Source organism: Candidatus Arsenophonus triatominarum (genome assembly GCF_001640365.1).
Lineage (GTDB): Bacteria > Pseudomonadota > Gammaproteobacteria > Enterobacterales > Enterobacteriaceae > Arsenophonus > Arsenophonus triatominarum.
Window position 1 is genome coordinate 22,230 of sequence record NZ_LWMI01000009.1, and the last position, 20,401, is coordinate 42,630.

At 38.3% G+C, this 20,401-nt stretch carries 17 protein-coding genes and 3 pseudogenes; 16 read left to right on the top strand and 4 right to left on the bottom strand.

Annotated features, from left to right (window positions below):
* Positions 1 to 47 precede the first annotated feature (47 nt).
* Positions 48 to 332 (top strand): integration host factor subunit beta, encoded by a 285-nt coding sequence (gene ihfB / locus AYJ55_RS07615; RefSeq protein WP_063655315.1) that lies wholly within the window; start codon positions 48 to 50, stop codon positions 330 to 332.
* Between the two features lie 115 nt (positions 333 to 447).
* On the opposite strand, the gene AYJ55_RS07620 is transcribed toward ihfB, so the two are convergent.
* A complete protein-coding gene (locus AYJ55_RS07620) occupies positions 448 to 981 on the bottom strand; it encodes an IS630 family transposase (protein ID WP_342668152.1) in 534 nt (177 codons plus the stop codon).
* Positions 905 to 1,270, bottom strand: coding sequence for an IS630 transposase-related protein (locus tag AYJ55_RS07625; RefSeq protein WP_063653415.1), 366 nt, complete (start codon positions 1,268 to 1,270; stop codon positions 905 to 907). The genes AYJ55_RS07620 and AYJ55_RS07625 overlap by 77 nt, the downstream gene beginning before the upstream one ends.
* 334 nt (positions 1,271 to 1,604) lie before the next feature.
* Between AYJ55_RS07625 and AYJ55_RS07630 the strand changes: the two genes are divergently transcribed.
* The 8 genes from AYJ55_RS07630 (at position 1,605) to kdsB (ending at position 8,441) form a co-directional block, all read left to right on the top strand.
* On the top strand, positions 1,605 to 2,489 hold the full coding sequence (locus AYJ55_RS07630; protein WP_063655319.1) for a transposase family protein: 885 nt from the start codon (positions 1,605 to 1,607) through the stop codon (positions 2,487 to 2,489).
* A 123-nt stretch (positions 2,490 to 2,612) separates the two neighbouring features.
* Positions 2,613 to 2,786: a ComEC/Rec2 family competence protein gene (locus AYJ55_RS35690; RefSeq protein WP_187153201.1), complete on the top strand. Its 174-nt coding sequence runs from the start codon at positions 2,613 to 2,615 to the stop codon at positions 2,784 to 2,786.
* 60 nt (positions 2,787 to 2,846) lie between these two features.
* Positions 2,847 to 3,728: a DNA internalization-related competence protein ComEC/Rec2 gene (locus AYJ55_RS07635; RefSeq protein WP_281181109.1), complete on the top strand. Its 882-nt coding sequence runs from the start codon at positions 2,847 to 2,849 to the stop codon at positions 3,726 to 3,728.
* A gap of 324 nt (positions 3,729 to 4,052) precedes the next feature.
* Positions 4,053 to 5,801 carry a lipid A ABC transporter ATP-binding protein/permease MsbA gene (gene msbA, locus AYJ55_RS07640; protein ID WP_187153205.1) on the top strand — a complete coding sequence of 583 codons (1,749 nt, stop codon included), beginning with the start codon at positions 4,053 to 4,055 and terminating at the stop codon, positions 5,799 to 5,801.
* The gene (gene lpxK / locus AYJ55_RS07645; RefSeq protein ID WP_063655325.1) at positions 5,798 to 6,790 is read left to right on the top strand and encodes a tetraacyldisaccharide 4'-kinase; all 993 of its coding nucleotides are present in this window, start codon (positions 5,798 to 5,800) and stop codon (positions 6,788 to 6,790) included. The genes msbA and lpxK overlap by 4 nt, the downstream gene beginning before the upstream one ends.
* 371 nt (positions 6,791 to 7,161) lie before the next feature.
* Complete coding sequence (locus tag AYJ55_RS07650; RefSeq protein WP_063655327.1) at positions 7,162 to 7,383, top strand: cold-shock protein; 222 nt, start codon at positions 7,162 to 7,164, stop codon at positions 7,381 to 7,383.
* A 127-nt stretch (positions 7,384 to 7,510) separates the two neighbouring features.
* Positions 7,511 to 7,690, top strand: a complete 180-nt coding sequence (locus tag AYJ55_RS07655; protein WP_032116333.1) for a Trm112 family protein — start codon at positions 7,511 to 7,513, stop codon at positions 7,688 to 7,690.
* A 1-nt stretch (position 7,691) separates the two neighbouring features.
* Positions 7,692 to 8,441: a 3-deoxy-manno-octulosonate cytidylyltransferase gene (kdsB, locus tag AYJ55_RS07660; RefSeq protein ID WP_063655476.1), complete on the top strand. Its 750-nt coding sequence runs from the start codon at positions 7,692 to 7,694 to the stop codon at positions 8,439 to 8,441.
* 34 nt (positions 8,442 to 8,475) lie between these two features.
* On the opposite strand, the gene AYJ55_RS36640 is transcribed toward kdsB, so the two are convergent.
* Positions 8,476 to 8,835: a hypothetical protein gene (locus AYJ55_RS36640; RefSeq protein WP_483771131.1), complete on the bottom strand. Its 360-nt coding sequence runs from the start codon at positions 8,833 to 8,835 to the stop codon at positions 8,476 to 8,478.
* A gap of 430 nt (positions 8,836 to 9,265) precedes the next feature.
* Here AYJ55_RS36640 and AYJ55_RS07665 point away from each other — a divergent pair.
* The 7 genes and pseudogenes from AYJ55_RS07665 to AYJ55_RS07695 all read left to right on the top strand — a co-directional run.
* Positions 9,266 to 10,094: pseudogene (locus AYJ55_RS07665) on the top strand (IS701 family transposase); the annotation flags it as partial.
* A gap of 114 nt (positions 10,095 to 10,208) precedes the next feature.
* Positions 10,209 to 10,583: pseudogene (locus AYJ55_RS07670) on the top strand (methyltransferase domain-containing protein); the annotation flags it as partial.
* Between the two features lie 102 nt (positions 10,584 to 10,685).
* The gene (mukF, locus tag AYJ55_RS07675) at positions 10,686 to 12,008 is read left to right on the top strand and encodes a chromosome partition protein MukF (protein ID WP_063655329.1); all 1,323 of its coding nucleotides are present in this window, start codon (positions 10,686 to 10,688) and stop codon (positions 12,006 to 12,008) included.
* A complete protein-coding gene (gene mukE, locus AYJ55_RS07680; protein ID WP_063655332.1) occupies positions 11,989 to 12,696 on the top strand; it encodes a chromosome partition protein MukE in 708 nt (235 codons plus the stop codon). Before mukF ends, mukE begins: the two co-directional genes overlap by 20 nt.
* Before the next feature lie 2 nt (positions 12,697 to 12,698).
* Complete coding sequence (gene mukB, locus AYJ55_RS07685; RefSeq protein ID WP_063655334.1) at positions 12,699 to 17,147, top strand: chromosome partition protein MukB; 4,449 nt, start codon at positions 12,699 to 12,701, stop codon at positions 17,145 to 17,147.
* A gap of 722 nt (positions 17,148 to 17,869) precedes the next feature.
* Positions 17,870 to 18,422: pseudogene (mepK, locus tag AYJ55_RS07690) on the top strand (peptidoglycan L,D-endopeptidase MepK).
* 51 nt (positions 18,423 to 18,473) lie between these two features.
* On the top strand, positions 18,474 to 19,106 hold the full coding sequence (locus AYJ55_RS07695) for an MBL fold metallo-hydrolase (protein WP_063655336.1): 633 nt from the start codon (positions 18,474 to 18,476) through the stop codon (positions 19,104 to 19,106).
* A 101-nt stretch (positions 19,107 to 19,207) separates the two neighbouring features.
* Here AYJ55_RS07695 and AYJ55_RS07700 read toward each other — a convergent pair whose 3' ends face one another.
* Positions 19,208 to 20,398: an amino acid aminotransferase gene (locus AYJ55_RS07700; protein WP_063655338.1), complete on the bottom strand. Its 1,191-nt coding sequence runs from the start codon at positions 20,396 to 20,398 to the stop codon at positions 19,208 to 19,210.
* Positions 20,399 to 20,401: the final 3 nt, after the last annotated feature.

Here is a 20,401-nt window from a genome sequence, read left to right on the forward strand (position 1 = left end):
TAGGGCAACATTTTGTTGCCCCGTAACTGTAGTTTAGGGGAGGTACTATGACCAAGTCTGAATTAATTGAAAGACTTATTAACCAATTAGCTCATATACCAGCAAAACTTATTAAAGAAGCTGTGAAAGAAATGCTTGATTATATGGCAATAACACTTGCTAAGGGAGAGCGTATTGAGATCCGCGGATTCGGCAGTTTTTCTCTTCATTACCGTGCACCGCGCATCGGCCGTAATCCGAAAACGGGTGATAAAGTTGATTTGAAAGGAAAACATGTTCCTCACTTCAAGCCGGGTAAAAAATTACGTGATCGCGTTAATATTTATGCATAAATATTAACAAATTTAATTTATTTATTCTCTTAAGATGGTGTCTTAATTAAGGCGCCATTTTTCATTGCCGCACTCAGGTCAATTTTTCCAATATAGCTAGGCGACTTAATTTTGATTACAGCATATGTATTAAAAACAGGTCATCGATAGTGCATCCTGTTTCCATCTTTTTACGTTTAGCTTGAGACCATTTATGTTCTATAGGATTTAAATCTGGTGAATACACAGGCAAATATTCTATCTGGTGTCCTGCGTTTATAATTGCCTGTTCAATATTCTTACCTTTGTGAAAGCTAGCGTTGTCCATAAAAATAACAGAATTTTCAGGAAGTTCTGGGAGCAATATTTTTGTGATCCAAACATAAAAAACATCACGATTAATACTGCAATCAAATAATCCGATAGCAAAAAGGGTTGTTCCCAATAAAGCGCCAATAACATTTGTTCTTCCCTTAGCACCCCAGTTTTTCAGGCCAAAACAACGGTGACCTTTTGGGGAATAGCCGTGAGTTCGTGGAGTGTCATGTGAAAAACCACTTTCATCAATAAAAACAACAGATTTATCTTTTTTTTCATACTGTTGTCTTTTTTGCTGATGTGCCAGCCTGTCGCTTTCGTTGGTTTTTGGATGGAATAGAGTTTTTTTTATAGGTTAATCCCAGCTTTTTAAGGGATTGCCAAATAGTCTTTTTACAAACACCGAATCGCTCTGCCCGTTCCTTTTGGTAAGCATCTGGATACTGTTCCACATCTTTTGCTAAAGCATTTTTATCGAGCTTCCTCTTACGTGGCGTTGAATTTTTTGGCTCTGGTCGTTTAAGCCAACGTACTAAAGACGCTTTTCCAATACGGAATTGTTTCGCAGTTTCTCGAATTGTTAAACCTTCGGCTTTCCTTACAGATATTACTTTACGTCGAAAATCAATTGTATAACTCATAACACACCTTGTAATCAAAATTAAGTCGCCTAGCTATACAATTTTTTTGAATTATTAAAACCTCTTCTTAATTGTTATAAAACATTTAATTAACCTGAGTTCGGGATAAGAAATAAAGTGAAAGTCTTGTTATTCAAATAGTTGAATGCGCATATTTCGTTAAAATACTCAAACAATCTGGTTAAAGCGTAGAGTATTGTTAAACAATTATGGAAAATCTTACTGAACTTTAAAATAGTTGCTGAATAGAGACTTGCATTTTTTGTCACGCTATAGACAATAAAAAGAGGTTTAACTTAGAAAATAACGGTTTGAAAAGATCAACAAAGAGCGGTTGTTACGAGATAATCGTTTATGTAAAGCAATCATTGGATTATCAGTCGAAGAATTGAAAAATTTAGCCGCTGAATTTTCAGCTTGTTATTTGATTTATCGGAAAAAGAATCGAAAAGATCACGAGCGGCAGATGGGTGCAGGGCAGAAAGGATTTATCCCAACCCCATTAGATAAACTGCTTTTTATTTTATTGTATTTAAAATGTTATCCGACCTATGATTTGCAAGGACTTCTTTTTGGTTTAGATAGAACACGGGTATGTCGCTGGGTAAAAATATTATTGCCGGTTTTAGAGATGACCTTGGGGCGAGAATGTGTTTTGCCCGCTCGTCAAATTCGCTCTGCTGAGGAATTTTTTCGCGCCTTTCCTGGAGTTAAAGACGTCTTTATTGATGGGACAGAGCGACCTGTCCAAAAGCCTAAGAATCTGCGTCGGCGAAAAAAAATGTATTCGGGAAAGAAAAGACAGACCACTCGAAAAGGGCTTATTATGACTGACGAAACGAGGAAAATTGGATTTATCCCCATGATCAAAAATGGGCGCCGTCACGATAAACGCTTACTCGATAAAGTCGATATAATTCGCCATATTCCCCCTGAGGTAACCATCTGGGCCGATACCGGTTTTCAAGGTATAGATAATAAACAGCATCCTAATACACAAATCCCAAAAAAAGGAACTCGAAAAAGACCTTTATCGCCTGAACAAAAACAAGAAAATAAAATAATCTCGGGCATCCGTATTACGGTTGAACACGCCATCGCGGGTATCAAGCGCCTCGGTTGTATGACCCAAATTTTACGGAATCGTAGACCCTTTATTGATGATACCTTTTTACTCCTTAGTGCCGGTCTTTGGAATTTCCATCTCAGAACAGCCTAAAATTTACTTCAATCACCGAATACCCTTACTTCACTATTAAGCAACACGCTTAAAATTGGGACGTAATCAAAAATGCCATTACTGAGCACATCCGTGTTTTATTAGCGTACCCAAATTAGTTTTGTGCGAAACTCGTGTTGGATAGTTAAATTGGTTCATTTGCAATTAGGTATGCTGATTCTATTAATTCCTATTCAATTGATTTTATTTCAAGGAGTTAATATTACTAGTATTTTTGCTAATTTATGGGCTGTGCCAATTATTTCATTTATAACCATACCGTTAATTATGGTTTAATATATTTGTATTTTTTGGTACGCAGTACAAAATTTATTATTTGGTATAATCGATAAAAGTATTAGTTTAGCATTATGGCCCCTGGCTCACATTGAGCGTTACTGGCTTGATACTGGTCATCTTCCAATTATCATAACCGGGCTTAGTTGGCTTATTATTTTATGTTGGCAGTTTAGTTGGTTTGTGCAGTATAAATTACTGATAATATTGTTAATTTATTGGTCAATCACGAACTTGAAACAAAGCGATTTGGTTCTTTGGCGATTGATTATGTTAGATGTGGGGCATGGATTAGCAATTATTATTGAGCGACAGGAAAAAGTGTTAATTTATGACACCAGTATTTCATGGAAGAAAAACTGTATTGCTAATAGTACTATTTTGCCTTATTTACGATATCATCGTTTAACACCTGAAGGCGTTATACTTAGTCATAATCATATCGATCACACTGGTGGGGTAGCTAGTTTATTATTAACCTATCCTGGATTAAAGATCAGAAATCACTTTGATAAAAAAAATCATTTTCCATGCCATCGAGGTATTTATTGGCAATGGCAGAAATTACATTTTGAAGTATTGTGGCCAATAGTTGATCAAAAAAGATCACATAATAATGAATCGTGTGTAGTAAAAATTAGTGATGGTTATCATTCGGTTATTTTATCTGACGACATTGAAAAAGCAGCGGAGAAAAAACTCGTACGTCTAGCAATAGCAAATTTGCCGGCTAATTTATTACAAGTTCCTCATCATGGTAGTAATACTTCGTCAACGATGGCGTTTATTCAAGCAATTAAACCGCAATATGCACTTACTTCTGTTGCACGTTATAGCTGTTGGCGTTTACCTTCTGATAAAGTACGTCAACGATATGAGAATATAGCACGAGTTTCACACAGGCATATAAAATTCCAGAAATGGCTTAAAAGCAATGGTTAACTTGCAAGTTACTAAAACGTATAAATTTGTTTAAATTACAATAAGTTGCTTTTAATTTATAAGATTTTGTCTATTCATATATTATGCTGAATTAAACTTAAAAATAGAGCGTTTTTTTATTGGTGCGAAACTCGTGTATAGGAGCAAATTGGCTGAGTACAGCGGAATCAGGGCAAATTATAGCGTAGTTCTATTTTGATAAAATTGAAATAATGCGTTATAGACAGGAAGTTTATCCTCGCTGGTATCATCAGCAGTTTGGTATTTAGAGATTTCTCAAGTAAAATAAACGGCTTATTTTTATGGGTATTTAATAAGACAATGATAATGAATGATAAAGATCTTTCTACATGGCAAACATTTCGCCGACTATGGCCTATGATTTTGCCATTTAAACTGGGATTAAGTGTAGCTGCTGTTGCGTTAATTATTAACGCTGCCGGCGATGCATTCATGATCTCCTTATTAAAACCTTTGCTTGATGAAGGTTTTGGTAAAGCTGATAACTGCACACTAAAATGGTTACCCATTGCTATATTGGGGCTAATGCTGATAAGAGGGATATCGAGTTTTATCTCCAATTATTGTATTGCCTGGGTTTCTGGTAAAGTCGTAATGAATATGCGTAGGTGTTTGTTTGGCCATATGATGGAGATGCCGGTTTCTTTTTTTGATCAGCAGTCGGCAGGAACTTTACTTTCTCGCATAACGTATGATTCTGAACAAGTCGCTTCATCTTCCTCTAGCGCTTTAATCACTATTGTTCGAGAAAGCGCGTACATTATCGGCCTGTTTGGGCTGATGTTTTATTACAGTTGGCATCTTTCACTAATATTAATTGTTATTGCTCCTATTGTTGCGTTAACCATTCGCTCGGTTTCTAAACACTTTAGGAATATTAGTAAAAGTATGCAAACTGGCATGGGACAAGTAACTGCTAGTGCGGAACAGATGTTAAAAGGCCATAAGGAAGTTTTGATTTTTGGTGGGCAAAAAGTTGAAACTGAGCGTTTTAGCAAAGTTAGTAATCATATGCGTCGGCAAACGATGAAAATGGTGACGGCATCTTCTATCTCTGATCCTATTATCCAACTGATAGCCTCTCTAGCATTAGCATTCACGCTTTATATCGCGAGTTTTCCTGAAGTTATGCAAACATTGACAGCTGGCACTATCGGTGTTGTTTTTTCATCCATGTTTGCACTAATGCGCCCATTAAAGTCATTAACAAATGTTAATGCACAATTTCAAAGAGGTATGGCCGCATGCCAGACATTGTTTACCATTTTAGATATGGAGCAGGAAAAAGACGAGGGTAAATTAACCTTAAAAAAAGCGAAAGGTGAAATAGAGTTTAAACATGTTACCTTTAAGTATGCAACAAAAGAGCATCCTGCATTACATGATATTTGTTTTAAAATTCCGGCAGGAAAATCTATTGCCTTAGTCGGACGATCAGGTTCAGGAAAATCGACTATTGCGAATCTAATTACCCGCTTTTATGAGGTTAATGAAGGTCAAATACTGCTTGATGATCATGATTTACGTGAATACACTTTAAGCTCTCTACGTAACCAAGTCGCACTCGTTTCTCAGCATGTCTATCTTTTTAATGATACTATTGCCAATAATATTGCTTACGCAACCGATGGTCGTTTTAGTCGAAAAGCGATCGAAAAAGCCGCTAAAATGGCTTATGCGATGGACTTTATTCAAAAACTGGATAATGGACTAGATACCGTTATTGGTGAAAATGGTGTAATGCTTTCTGGTGGGCAGCGCCAACGAATTGCGATTGCGCGTGCTTTATTACATAACTCATCTATATTAATTCTTGATGAAGCTACATCTGCGCTTGATACTGAGTCAGAGAGAGCGATTCAGGCAGCATTGGACGAATTACAAAAAAATCGGACTTCGATTATTATTGCCCATCGTCTTTCGACAATAGAAAATGCAGATGAAATTTTAGTTATTCAGGATGGTAAAATTATTGAACGAGGTACTCATCAAACGCTGCTTAAGTGCGATGGGGCATATGCTCAACTTTATAGCATGCAATTTAAACAATGATTGATAAAATATGGTTAAGTGGTTCGTGGCTATATCTTTTGCTACTACCGTTGTCGATATTATATGGCATGATTATTGGATTAAGACGCCTTGGCTATCATTTGGCAATTTTCTCTAGTTGGAAAGCGCCGATACCTATTATCGTTGTGGGTAATTTGACTGCCGGCGGTAATGGTAAAACGCCGGTTGTCATATGGTTAGTTGAGCAGCTTTTATCACGAGGCTATCGTGTTGGTGTTGTATCCCGTGGATATGGCGGTAAAGCAACTTCTTATCCGCTATTAGTTAATAAAAGTATATCAATAAAAGAAACCGGCGATGAACCTGCGTTGATTTATCGGCGAACTGGTGTGCCAGTGGCAGTTGCCCCTAAACGAGTAGACGCAGTTAAGATGCTACTCAAGCAACAAAAACTGGATGTTATTATTGCTGATGATGGTCTTCAGCATTACGCACTACAAAGGGATTTTGAGATCGTTGTTATCGACGGTATCCGTCGTTTTGGCAATGGTTGGTTGCTGCCTGCTGGTCCATTACGTGAGTGTCTATATCGTTTGAATACCGTTAATGCTGTTATTACTAACGGTGGTATCGCTAAGTATGGGGAGATTGCCATGCAGTTAGCAGGCGATATTGCTATCAATATGTTGACCGGTGAAAAACGCTCAGCCTGTGAATTGGAGCAAGTTGTTGCCATTGCAGGAATTGGGCACCCAGCACGTTTTTTTTCAAGCCTTGAACAAAAAAGAGTCCCATTAATTGCAACACACGCTTTCGCTGATCACCAGTGTTATGAGTTTTCTAAACTAACAACCTTAGTGACTGAACATCAAACATTATTAATGACTGAAAAGGACGCAGTGAAATGTTTTCATTTTGCTCAATTAAATTGGTGGTATCTGCCAGTAAATGCCCAACTTGCACAGCCTGGTGCAGGAAAAACTCTTTCCGCCATTAGTGAATTGGTCAAGTCTGGTAAAAACGCTTGAAATAATAACATTATCATGTTATCTATAAGTGGAATCTAGTTAGCAATGTAGTGACTTCATTTCAATTATACCACGCCAGCTATTATTTCATTAATACAAAATCCTTTAATTTTATTTAGTATCAAATCTGATTGATAAACTCTAGTAATGAATAATTTGGCTTGTGTTATGTTGTTTGATGTTTAAACAGATCCTAAATAGCAACAGACACTACTGAGTTGGTGTTTTTTTAATATAATAATACTACTCTGACATTAAGGGTATTTGGTGAAAGAAAAAATGGGGTTTCTATCGAAAGCTTAATAAAAGAGTAGGGAGCACACTAGGAGAAAATGAAATTTTGTCACCTAGTGAACAAAAGGAGTTTTATTATGACATTACAATTACAAATGGGTCGCGTAAAATGGTTTGATGTAAAAGAAGGCTATGGATTTATCTCCCCAGTGAATGGCGGTCAAGATATCTATGTTAATCGTCGAGCTATTGCGAACACTAAAAATAAATTGCTTAAAGAAGGCCAGTGTGTTGAATTTTCAGTTACGCGTAACGCTTATGGCATTGCTGCCGCTGATGTTATCGCTTATGAATTTTAACCTAATGTTAACTGCCAATTTGTCAGATTACTGACAAATACACATTAGAGCAGATATTAAAGTTAACGGTGATGCATGCTTATGCTATTCTGGTTTCATCTTAAATTACGTTTTTGATGAGGAATATATGGATCACCGTCTACTTGATATCATTGCTTGTCCTATTTGTCATGGCAAACTAGTCTATGATAAACAAAATTTAGAGCTTATCTGTAAATTTGATCATCTTGCTTATCCTGTGCGTAATAACATACCGGTATTATTAAAAGAAGAAGCTCGTGAGTTGCCTTTAGATGAAGAAAAGTAACATGTTCACAGTCATTATTCCGGCGCGTTTTGCTTCTAATCGCTTACAGGGCAAGCCGTTAGCTGATATTCATGGCAAACCTATGGTTATTAGAGTAATGGAAAGAGCGCTAATGTCAGATGCGACTCGAGTTATTGTGGCGACTGATCATCAGGCCGTATTTGATGTGGTGCAAGCGGCCAATGGAGAAGTCTGCATGACCAACGTTGGCCACCAATCAGGCACTGAAAGATTAGCAGAACTTATTGAAAAATATAAATTTTCTGATGATGAAATTATTATCAATGTACAAGGTGATGAACCTTTAATCCCACCAGAAATAATTAATCAATTAGCTAGCAATCTGATGCTAAATAACGTCGGCATGGCAACATTAGCGGCACCGATAAACGATCCACACGAAGTATTTGATCCGGCTATTGTAAAAGTCGTGACGGATAAACAGAGCAATGCCTTATATTTTTCCAGAGCGGCTATTCCCTGGGAACGTGATCGCTTTGCCGTTAGCAAAATGGAAATTGGCCAGCATTTTTTGCGTCATATCGGTATTTATGCTTATCGGGCCGGTTTTATTCGTCGTTATATCCAATGGCCGATAAGTCCGTTAGAGACGATAGAAATGCTTGAGCAATTGCGTGTACTGTGGTACGGCGAAAAAATTCATGTTGCCCTGGCAGTTAAAACACCAGGGCCTGGAGTCGATAATCAGCAGGATCTCGATGCTGTACGGAAAGCATTTTTTCCTACTTAAAATTATTCTGATGTCACCAATTATAAAAAACTATCTATTCCACTACATTGGAACTGAGCATTAGAGGTTGGGTATTGTCAATTTTTATTGACTGCCATATTGAGCCAATAAATTCATACCAAGCGCGTTCTGAGTGGGGAAAAAAGTAAATCGATGGGAAAAATTTTTCCCAGGATTGCAATGGTGAGGTAATGGCAAGTTGGTTGGCGGGTGCTGTAATGGGATGCATATTTCTAGCTATAAAGAAACGTTCAGCGCGTGCCATATGGTTAGCTGAAGTCACCAATATAGAAAAGGTTGCTGGCCAACGATTTTTTCTACTTCGAAGGCTTCTTATTGGGTATCTCTGGGGGTGCTTAAGGTAATTATGGCTGTTTCTGGTACTCCTAAAGATAGTGCGACTTTTGCTGCCACTTAAGCATTACTAATTAAATTGTTACCGCGCCCGCCAGTAAACATTAATTTAGCCCTTGAATATTGAGAATAAAGGCGAATTCTTTCCGTCACTCTAGCCAGGCTATTATTAATAAGGTTAGCGCTTGGCGGCCAATCAGGGTTGTAAGTAAATCCCCTTCCAAGTACAACGTATATATTGGATGTTTTCTTTTTTAGGGTGCAAGAGTTCATAGCGTTTGTTAAACACACCTTCTGACGATAGTAGTAATTTATCAGCGAGAGGTTGTAGACTTAATAACAAAATAGTTAACCAACTAAAAGAGACTAAACGTTTACCGCTTTTTTGCCAGTGAGTGTAGTGGCATACTAAATTTGGCCACCTAAGTTGATGTGATATGCTTACCTCAACTTAGTGGCCAACCACTACATTTCGACCTAAAGACTTATGGCGATTAATTCAACCTTCTATAGACAAAAAAAGCCCTTGCGTACTAATTGCCGATGATACATTGATTGCCAAAACACGTAGTAAAAAAATAGAGATGGTCCATTATCAATATTCAGGTAATGAACATGATGTTATTGCTGGCATAGGTTTAGTTAATTTACGTTGGCATAATCTAACAACTGTTGAATCAATTCCTATTGATTATCGTTTATGATAAAGATTCTGATGGAAAAACAAAAAACACGCACTTTTCCGAAATGCTCGCTCTTGCTAAAAAAAGAGGGATCATACCAGAAGCGGTAGTGATGGATGCCTGGTATTCTAGCCTGGATAATCTGAAATCAATTCGCTCTCATGGTTGGGTCTGGGTAACCACGCTGAGGAAAAACAGGATTGTTAACCATAACAAACAACTGAACAAGTTAGACATCTCAGGAGAAGGAACTCCAATACACTTACGAGGCTACGGTTGGGTGACTGTTTTCAAATTTACAGCCAAAAACGGCCGTATTGATTACAGAGTAACAAACAAAGACAATCCCACCCGTGAATATGTCAAATCTATCATGGATGCCCGTTGGTCTGTTGAAGTTTATCATCGAGAAGTTAAACAAAATTGTGGTATTGAACGCTGTCAGGCTTGCACGAGCCGAGCGCAAAGAAATCATATATTTCTCGCTATTTCTGCGTGGTTTGAACAACATAAACGTTGTATATCTGAAAAAATAACTCTTTATCAACAAAATTGGCATGTAATCAAAAATGCTATTGCTGAGCACATCCGTATTTTATTAGCGTACCCAAATTAGTTTTGTGCGAAACTCGTGTATTATTTTTTTTATTAACAATATGTAGGTTGAATAGATATTTTTATCGTCAATGGCGATTAAGTTTTATAATAGTGGTTATCGGGGTATTTTTTCATGGTAGATCGCAATTTTGATGATATTGCAGATAAGTTTACAGAAAATATTTATGGTACAACCAAGGGAAAAATACGCGAAGCTGTTATTTGGCAGGATCTTAACTCTTTGCTTGATTTATTACCCAATAAGCCGCTAAAGATATTAGACGCGGGTGGGGGAGAAGGTTTTTTTGCAAGCAAGCTGGCTGCGATGGGGCATCAAGTCATTGTTTGTGACATTTCAGCAACAATGCTTGAACGCGCCAAATTATTGGCTAAAGAAAAAAAAGTAAGCCATAATATGCAATTTATTCACTCTTCCGTTCAAAATATTACGCAATATTTAACAGAAATGGGAGCAGTTGATTTAGTGTTGTTTCATGCAGTTATTGAATGTGCTTGCTTTGGAGCAGCGTTATTGTCGACAACAACCCTATATTGATCTGGGGCGCTATATTCATGTTATGGCATGCAAGTCTATGTGAAAGGGTGAATTATGGGTGAATTTTCCCAGACTGTTCCTGAATTGGTATCCTGGTCGCGGAAAAATGATTTTTCAATCTCATTACCTGCTGAGCGTCTGGCCTTTTTATTGGCTGTAGCTGTTCTTAATAGTGAGCGGCTTGATGGCGAAATGAGTGAAGGTGAATTAATTGATGCTTTTCGTGAAGTCAATAAAGGATTCGAGCAGACCGCAGAAACGGTTACTGCTAGAGCTAATAATGCCATTAATGATATGGTAAGGCAAAAATTATTTAATCGTTTTTCAAGTGAAATCATTGAAGGTAATGCAATTTACCGTTTAACGCCACTTGGTATAGGCATCAGTGATTATTATATTCGCCAGCGGGAATTTTCTTCCCTACGTTTATCTACGCAACTTTCGATAGTAGCTGGTGAATTAAGTCGAGCAGCGGATGCTGCAGAAGAAGGGGGAGATGAATTTTATTGGCATCGCCATGTCTTTGCACCATTAAAATATTCGGTGGCAGAAATTTTTGACAGTATTGATATGTCACAGCGTGTGATGGATGAACAGCAAAATAGTGTAAAGGAAGACATCTCCGCATTACTCAGTCAGGATTGGCAGGCAGCGATTGCCAATTGTGAACAACTTTTAACGGAAACTTCAGGCACATTACGTGAATTACAAGACACGCTAGAAGCGGCCGGTGATAAATTACAGACTAATTTGTTACGTATCCAAGAGGCCAATATGAATGGAGGTGGTTCAGAATTGGTTGATAAGCTAGTATTTGATCTACAAAGTAAGCTTGATCGAATTATTAGCTGGGGGCAACAATCTATCGATCTCTGGATTGGCTATGATCGCCATGTGCACAAATTTATTCGTACTGCCATCGATATGGATAAAAATAGAATATTTTCGCAACGCCTGCGTCTCTCGATGCAAAATTATTTTACCGATCCTTGGGCATTAACGGTAGCCAATGCCGAACGATTGTTTGATGTGCGTGATGAAGATCTGGTATTGAGTAATGAAGAAGTGACGGGTGAGTTGCCAGCTGAACTGGAATATGAAGAATTTAATGAGATTAATGAACAACTGATTGAGATAATGGAGCAGGCATTGGCTGGTTATAAGAAAGATCAGCATCCATTGGATATTGGTTTAATATTACGTGACTACTTGACTAAATATCCACAGAAACGACATTTTGATGTTGCGCGTATTATTGTCGATCAGGCAGTTAAGTTAGGTATAGCAGAAGCGGATTTCTCAGGTATCCATCCTGAATGGTTAGCGATTAATGATTACGGAGCCAAGGTACAGGCACATGTCATCGACAAATATTGAACAATTTATGCCAGTAAAATTGGCACAAGCTTTAGTCAGCTCCCTTTTCCCTGAATTGGATAGCCAGCTTCGAGCCGGGCGTCATATTGGCATTGATGATCTGGATAATCATGCCTTTTTGATGGATTTTGAACAGGAATTAACGGCTTTTTATGCTCGCTATAATGTTGAGCTGATCCGTGCGCCGGAAGGTTTTTTCTATTTACGGCCACGTTCGACCACATTAATTCCTCGCTCAGTTTTATCTGAATTAGATATGATGGTTGGCAAAATTCTTTGTTATCTTTATTTAAGCCCGGAAAGACTTTCGAATCAGGGTATTTTTACTGCGCAGGAACTGTTTGAAGAACTATTGTCACTAGCGGATGAAAGTAAACTACTGAAGTTTGTCAATCAGCGCTCGATAGGGACGGATTTGGATAAACAAAAATTACAAGAAAAGCTCCGCACTTCGCTTAATCGCCTACGTCGATTAGGGATGGTTCATTTTTTACAAAATGACAGTCACCGTTTTATGATCACCGAATCTGTCTTTCGTTTTGGTGCTGATGTGCGTAGCGGCGATGATCCACAGCTAGCCCAATTACGGATGATCCGTGATGGTGAAGCTATGTCGTTAAAAGATAACTTATCATTAACAGATAACGAAAATAATGATAATGACAAAGATGAAGCGGAGGATGAATAGCTATGTTAGAACGAGGCAAGTTTCGCTCACTCACGCTCATCAACTGGAACGGCTTTTTTGCCAGAACGTTTGATTTGGATGAGTTAGTAACGACGTTATCTGGTGGCAATGGTGCCGGTAAATCGACCACCATGGCGGCATTTATTACCGCTATGATCCCTGATTTAACCTTGTTGCATTTTCGTAACACCACCGAAGCGGGTGCAACCTCGGCATCGAGTGATAAAGGGCTGCATGGAAAATTACGCCCAGGGGTTTGTTATTCGATTTTGGACGTCATTAATTCTCGCCATCAGCGTATTTTAGTGGGTGTTCGCTTACAACAAATTGCGGGACGTGATAAAAAAGTTGATATAAAACCTTTCATAATCGAAAGGTTACCAACGGCAATTTTACCGACTCATATCTTGACTGAGCAAGTAGAAGAACGTCAAGCGCGGGTAATTGGTTTAAATGATTTAAAAGATCAAATGGATGCGATTGAAGGTGTACAGTTTAAACAATTTAATTCAATCACTGATTACCACGCCCAGCTATTTGAGCTGGGTATTATTCCAAAACGATTGAGATCATCGAGTGACAGGAGCAAATTTTATCGCTTAATTGAAGCTTCTTTATACGGTGGAATTTCCAGCGCCATTACGCGTTCATTACGTGATTATCTGTTGCCTGAAAATAGTGGTGTTCGAAAAGCCTTTCAGGATATGGAAGCGGCTTTGCGTGAAAATAGGTTAACTCTTGAAGCGATCCGCGTCACTCAATCTGATCGTGACTTATTTAGACGTTTAATCAATGAAGCAACAGATTACGTTTCAGCTGATTATATGCGGCATGCTAATGAACGCAGGGTTCATCTAGATAGTGCACTTGTTGTTCGAGCGGAATTATTTGACGGCCGTAAACAACTGATAGCTGCCCGGACCCGTCATGTTGAAATGGTACGTGAACTGGATAAACAAAATGGTTCTTCATTAGATTTAGAAGCTGATTTTCAGGCAGCAAGTGACCATCTGGGGTTAGTGCAAGCCGCGGTACGTCAGCAGGAAAAAATTGATCGCTATCAGACCGACATTGAAGAGATAACTTATCGTCTAGAAGAGCAGAGTGAAGTTGTTGAGCAAGCATTAGAGCAACAAAGTGAGCTTGAAGCCAAAGTTGAGGCGGCTGAATTAGAAGTTGATGAGATAAAAAGTCAACTGGCTGATTATCAGCAAGCGTTAGATGTTCAGCAAACGCGTGCAATCCAATATCAAAAAGCCCAGCAAGCGCTGGAACGGGCAAAGAAAATTTGCCAATTGCCTAGACTAACGCCAGATAATGTTGAGCAATTTTTAACTAGTTTTGAGCAAAAAGAGCAACAGAATACCGAAAAATTACTTGCTCTGGAGCAGAAAATCAGTGTTATTGATGCGGCGACTAACCAATTTGACCAAGCTTATAGCTTAGTTAAAGATATCGGCGGTGAGGTAAAACGGGATAAGGCTTATCAAAAAGCACGTGAATTATTGCGCGACTGGGCTTCACAGCAACATTTTGCCCAACGCATTAAACCGCTACAAATGCAATTAGCTGAACTGGAGCAAAAACTTAATAGTCAGCAAGATGCACAACGCATTTTAGCCGAATTTTGTCAATATTCTGGACAGCAATATCAGCCAGATGAGTTAACGACACTACTGGAAGAATTAGAAGCTCAGCAAGAGGAACTGAGTATTTCTGTTAGTGAAAGTAGTGAGCATCGCATGTTAATGCGTCAAGAGCTTGAGCAGATCAAACAAAAAATTCAAACCCTAACCAAAAAAGCACCTATTTGGCTGGCGGCACAAGATGCACTTAATCAATTAACTGTTCAGGCTAATGATAGTTTTAGCCATAGTCATGAAATTACCGAGCATCTACAGCAATTGTTGGAACAAGAACGTGAAATCACCGTTGAACGTGATGAAGTTGCCAGTCAAAAGCGTGAATTAGAGCAACAGATAGCTCATCTTAGTCAACCGAGCGGCGCTGACGATAACCGCTTACTTGGCTTAGCTGAACGGCTTGGTGGTGTTTTGTTATCTGAAATTTATGATGACATTACTATCGATGATGCGCCTTATTTTTCAGCGCTCTATGGTCCAGCAAGACATGGTATTGTTATTCCTGAGCTGGCAAAAATTCACTCACAGCTTGGTGAATTGATAGCCGAATGTCCTGATGATGTCTATTTTATTGAAGGCGATCCGCAATCTTTTGATGATAGCGTGTTTAATGCAGAAGAATTTGACCAGGCAGTATTAGTGCGATCGTCAGAGCGTCAATGGCGTTTTTCTCGTTACCCTGAAGTTCCCCTATTTGGTCGGGCGGCGCGTGAAAATCAGCTGGAGATGTTGAGCCAAGAGAGAGATACCTTAGCTGAGCTCTATGCGACTCTCTCATTTGATATGCAGAAATTACAACGCTCTCATCATGCATTTAGTGGTTTTATTGGTAAACATCTGGCGGTGGTTTTTGACGCCGATCCAGAGGCTGAAATTCGTTCTTTAAATCAACGTAAAAATGAGTTTGAGCGCCAATTAGCTCAATTTGAAGCACAAACACAACAACAAAAACAGCAACATACTGCGACCAAAGAACGTTTGTCGAGTTTAAACCGATTGTTGCCAAAAGTTAATTTGCTAATGGATGAAACGCTAGTCTCTCGGATTGAAGAAATCCGTGAAGCATTGTCAGAGGCAGAAGAAGCGGGGCACTTTTTGCATAAGCATGCAAAATCGTTAGCAAAATTAGAGCCAATAGCTAACGTCCTACAAAGTGATCCTGAACAGCATGAGCAATTACGTCATGAATATGAACAAGTCAAACAGTTACAGCAACAATCTAAACAGCAATCTTTTGCTTTAATTGAAGTTGCTCAACGTCGCGCTCATTTTAGTTATAACGACTCGACGGAGATGCTGTCAGAAAATACCGATTTAAATAAAAAACTCCGCAAGTGTCTGGAACAGGCTGAAAAAGAGCGTAGTCAGGCACGTGAACAGCTAAGGCAACAACAAACTAAAACGGCGCAATTTAATCAACTATTAGCTTCACTGCGTAGCTCTTATGAAACTAAGCAGGATATGCTAAGAGAATTAGAGGCTGAAATAAAAGCGATTGGCGTTCAAGCAGATAGTAATGCTGAAAAACGGGCACGCGAACGCCGAGACCAACTTTATGAAGCTGTAAATGCTAATCGCTCGCGCATTAACCAATTGGAAAAACAGATCGCATTTTGTGAAGCTGAAATGGACAATTGGCAGAAAAAATTACGTAAATTAGAGCGGGATTATTACCAACTCCGCGAGCAGGTTGCATCTGGTAAATCTGGTTGGTGTGCTGTAATGCATATGGTCAGAGAAAACGGTGTCGAGCGTCGTTTACATCGGCGTGAATTAGCTTATATGGATGGCGATAGTTTACGTTCGATGTCAGATAAAGCGCTAGGTGCGCTTAGACAAGCGGTAGCGGATAATGAACATTTACGGGATGTATTACGTGCCTCTGAAGATCTTAAACGACCAGAGCGTAAAGTAGCGTTCTTTATTGCGGTTTATCAACATTTACGTGAACGTATTCGACAAGACATTATTTGTACTGATGATCCGGTTGATGCCATTGAACAAATGGAAATTGAATTAGCGCGTTTGACAGAAGAACTGACGGCCCGTGAACAAAAATTGGCCATTAGTGCTAAGAGTGTGGCAAATATTATCCGTAAAACGATCCATCGTGAGCAAAATCGCATCCGCCTGCTTAACCAAGGGCTACAGTCCGTTGCTTTTGGACAGGTAAAAGGGGTTCGGCTTAATGTTAATATTCGACAAAGCCATGAATCACTACTTGATGTGTTATCAGAAGAGCACGAACATCATCAGGATCTGTTTAAAAATAAAAGTCTGACATTCTCTGAAGCGATGGCAAAGCTTTATCAACGTTTAAACCCTCAGCTAGATATTGGGCAGCGCCTGCCACAAACAATTGGTGAAGAATTACTCGATTATCGTAATTATCTAGAACTGGATGTTGAAGTTAATCGTGGTTCGGAGGGGTGGCTCAAAGCAGAAAGTGGCGCGCTTTCGACGGGAGAAGCAATTGGTACAGGCATGTCAATTTTAGTGATGGTGGTACAGAGTTGGGAAGAAGAGTCACAACGATTACGAGGTAAAGATATTTTACCTTGTAGGTTTTTATTCCTGGATGAAGCGGCTCGATTGGACGCTAAATCGATTGCAACACTATTTGAACTTTGTGAACGATTAAAAATGCAATTAATTATTGCTGCGCCTGAAAATATCAGTCCGGAAAAAGGGACGATTTATAAGCTGGTACGTAAGGTATTTGGCCAACAGGAGCATGTTCATGTCGTTGGTTTGAAAGGTTTTGGACAAGAAGATAAACAGTTAAAAATATCTTCTGCTGTCACTTAATTTCAAGTAGTAAAAAATTATTTTTATATTTTAACAACTGCTATTTCATGATAGCGGTTTTTTTATTACAGGTATGTTTTAAAAGTAAATTAAGTATTGCAATTGAAAATAAAGTGATCGAAGATTATATTTTAAATAGTAGGTTGGTAATTTAATTTTTAATAAGTATTAAATCTAAAATTTATGGGATTTTATTTTAACACGAGTTTCGCACCAATAAAAAACGCTCTATTTTTAAGTTTAATTCAGCATAATATATAAATAGACAAAATCTTATAAATTAAAAGCAACTTATTGTAATTTAAACAAATTTATACGTTTTAGTAACTTGCAAATTAACCATTGCTTTTAAACCATTTCTGGAATTTTATATGCCAGTGCGAAACTCGTGACTTATTTAGTATAGATGCATAAATATCGTTATTAGTGATAAATTATGCCTTTTGCAAAATAACTGACTAAACCCAGGCGTTAACAAAATTTTGACTGATAATGTGGTTATTTTGTGCGTGATAAGTATAAATGTTGAGCGATTTGATATGGTTATTGCAACAATAGATTATAATAATGTTATATTTAATTATAATTAACATGTATTAAATGTGATATTATATATAGTTACATTTATGTTTTTTACATAATTATGTAAAAGTAGTGGAATAAATTCGGTATAATTATTGTACATGTTGGTTGTTTTTTATTTTTATTTGAGTTAAGTGGCTATGGACAATATTGATCAAAATCGACGAAAATGGTTAGGTTATGGAGCGATAACATTGGGTTTTAGCTTATTACCTAGGCATGCCTTTGCGGCATTAACAACCCCGCGACCCAAAATTCTTCGCTTTGAAAATTTTCATACTGGTGAGTTTCTTAAGACTGAGTTTTTTGATGGTCGTCGTTATAATAATGCTGAATTGACCCGCTTGAATCACTTATTCCGTGATCATCGTAATAATAAAATTAAAATCATTGATCCGAAATTATTTGATCAGATTTATTTGTTGCAAGTACTAATGGGAACCAATAAACTTGTTCAACTAGTTTCTGGCTATCGCTCCTCAGTCGAAGCCAATAATGCACTTCGACGTAAAAGCAGTGGGGTTGCTAAAAACAGCTATCATTACCCATGGCCGAGCAATGGATTTTCATATCCAAGGGGTCGAACTTAACCATATTCGCAAAGCAGCATTAAAAATGCGAGCAGGCGGAGTAGGTTATTATCCTAATAGTAATTTTGTCCATATTGATACAGGACCGGTCAGAAAATGGTAATCTATTAGATATTAAATAAATTTTTATTTAAATAATGGACTTTACTACTATATGAAATTTGATATCATTCCTGTAACCGATTTTAAGCAGAATTGTACGCTAATTTGGGATGAAAAGAGCTTGGATGCCGTTATTGTTGATCCGGGTGGTGAAGTAGCAAAATTAATTACAGAAATTACAAAGCGTTCATTAAATTTACAGTATATCTTATTAACCCATGGTCATTTTGATCATGTTGGTGGCTGTGCTGAGCTAGTAGCGCATTTCTCGGTGCCAATTTGTGGTCCGCAAAAAGAAGATGAGTTTTTGATCAAGGGATTGGCAATTCAAAGCCAAATGTTTGGTGTGGCACAATCTTCAGACTTTACACCAGATCGCTACTTGCAAGAGGGTGATGAAATTACTTTTGCTGACATCAAACTGGCTGTTCTACATTGCCCAGGCCATACTCCTGGACATATTATCTTTGTTAATCATGCAGATAAGCTAATTTCTATGGGAGATGTACTTTTCCAGGGTGGCGTTGGCCGCACAGATTTCCCTAAAGGTGATCATGCAACATTAATCCACTCAATTAAAACAAAAATTTTGCCCCTTGGTGATGATTATCAATTTATTCCTGGCCATGGGCTAATGTCTAATTTGGGGGCTGAACGGCAATTTAATCCCTTCTTACAAGACTAGTTTTATTCAGCTACAACAATTTCGCCGTTAGGCTTTTAATAATAAAAACCGATTAGGGTATTGGCCTAATCGGTAACTATCTGAATTAACAGTGTGTTTCTTTATAATACGTCAATGATAGCTTTGCATAAAGGAACCATATTCTCTAACGTTAAGCCAGCGACGTTAATACGACCTGAACTAATTGCATAGATAGCATGTTTTTCACGTAGCTGAGTTACTTGTTCTTCATTAAGACCACTAAAAGAGAACATACCGTTTTGTTTACTAATAAAACTAAAATCTTGCTTAGCTCCTTTTTCTTGTAATGTATTCACAAATAGCTGTCGCATACGTTGGATGCGCTGCCGCATGGTTGTAAGCTCTTCGATCCACTCTTTCTTTAGTAATTCATCGGATAAAATCGTGGTAACAATGGCTGCACCGTGGGCTGGGGGATTAGAATAGTTTGCTCGGATAATCGATTTTATTTGACTAAATGCTCGCTCTGCTTGATCACTATTATTGGCAATAATTGTACAGGCACCGACTCGTTCATTATATAAGCCAAAATTTTTCGAGTAGGAACTGGCAATAATGATTTCAGGGTTTTTGTTGGTAAAAATACGTAAACCTTGCGCATCTTCGTCCAGGCCTTTAGCAAAACCTTGGTAGGCAAAATCAAAAACCGGTAATAAGTTTTTTTCAGCTGCCAGAGTAGATAGAATTTCCCATTGTTCTGGTGTTGGGTCGATACCGGTCGGGTTATGACAGCAACCATGTAACAATAATACATCACCTGGTTTTGCATCTTCTAAGCTACTTAACATGCCAGCAAAATCCAGATTATGCTTTTCAGCATCATAGTAATTGTAATGACAGCACGTCAGGCTAGCCGCTTTTAATACATTCTGGTAATTTGGCCAAGTTGGTTGGCTGATCCAGACGCGTTGGGCAGAGGTTTGTTTAGCAATAAATTCAGCAGCAATACGCAATGCACCGGTGCCGCCTGGCGTCTGTGAAGTGCGAGCACGATTTTCGGCAATTATTGGATGGTTGTTGCCAAACAGTAATGTTTGAGTAACGGTGGCGAATTCGGCTATCCCGCTAATAGCAAGATAATTTTTAGTCACTTCGTTGTCTAACAGATATTTTTCTGCTTTTTTGACGGAAGTAAGAATGGGGGTTTTCCCTGCCTCATCCTTGTAAACACCAATACCTAAATTGATTTTTTGTTTACGCGGATCAGCATTAAAACTCTCTGCTAAGCCTAAAATAGGATCCGCAGGAGCAGCAATAATATTTTCCAACATATT

Excerpts from the sequence above, each read along its gene's own strand:
- AYJ55_RS07650 (WP_063655327.1), top strand. The coding sequence starts at position 7,162 with ATGACATTACAATTACAAATGGGTCGCGTAAAATGGTTTGATGTAAAA.
- kdsB (WP_063655476.1), top strand. The coding sequence starts at position 7,692 with ATGTTCACAGTCATTATTCCGGCGCGTTTTGCTTCTAATCGCTTACAG.
- ihfB (WP_063655315.1), top strand. The coding sequence starts at position 48 with ATGACCAAGTCTGAATTAATTGAAAGACTTATTAACCAATTAGCTCAT.
- mukE (WP_063655332.1), top strand. The coding sequence starts at position 11,989 with ATGTCATCGACAAATATTGAACAATTTATGCCAGTAAAATTGGCACAA.
- mukB (WP_063655334.1), top strand. The coding sequence starts at position 12,699 with ATGTTAGAACGAGGCAAGTTTCGCTCACTCACGCTCATCAACTGGAAC.
- AYJ55_RS07700 (WP_063655338.1), bottom strand. The coding sequence starts at position 20,398 with ATGTTGGAAAATATTATTGCTGCTCCTGCGGATCCTATTTTAGGCTTA.
- lpxK (WP_063655325.1), top strand. The coding sequence starts at position 5,798 with ATGATTGATAAAATATGGTTAAGTGGTTCGTGGCTATATCTTTTGCTA.
- AYJ55_RS07655 (WP_032116333.1), top strand. The coding sequence starts at position 7,511 with ATGGATCACCGTCTACTTGATATCATTGCTTGTCCTATTTGTCATGGC.
- AYJ55_RS07695 (WP_063655336.1), top strand. The coding sequence starts at position 18,474 with ATGAAATTTGATATCATTCCTGTAACCGATTTTAAGCAGAATTGTACG.
- mukF (WP_063655329.1), top strand. The coding sequence starts at position 10,686 with ATGGGTGAATTTTCCCAGACTGTTCCTGAATTGGTATCCTGGTCGCGG.
- AYJ55_RS07625 (WP_063653415.1), bottom strand. The coding sequence starts at position 1,270 with ATGAGTTATACAATTGATTTTCGACGTAAAGTAATATCTGTAAGGAAA.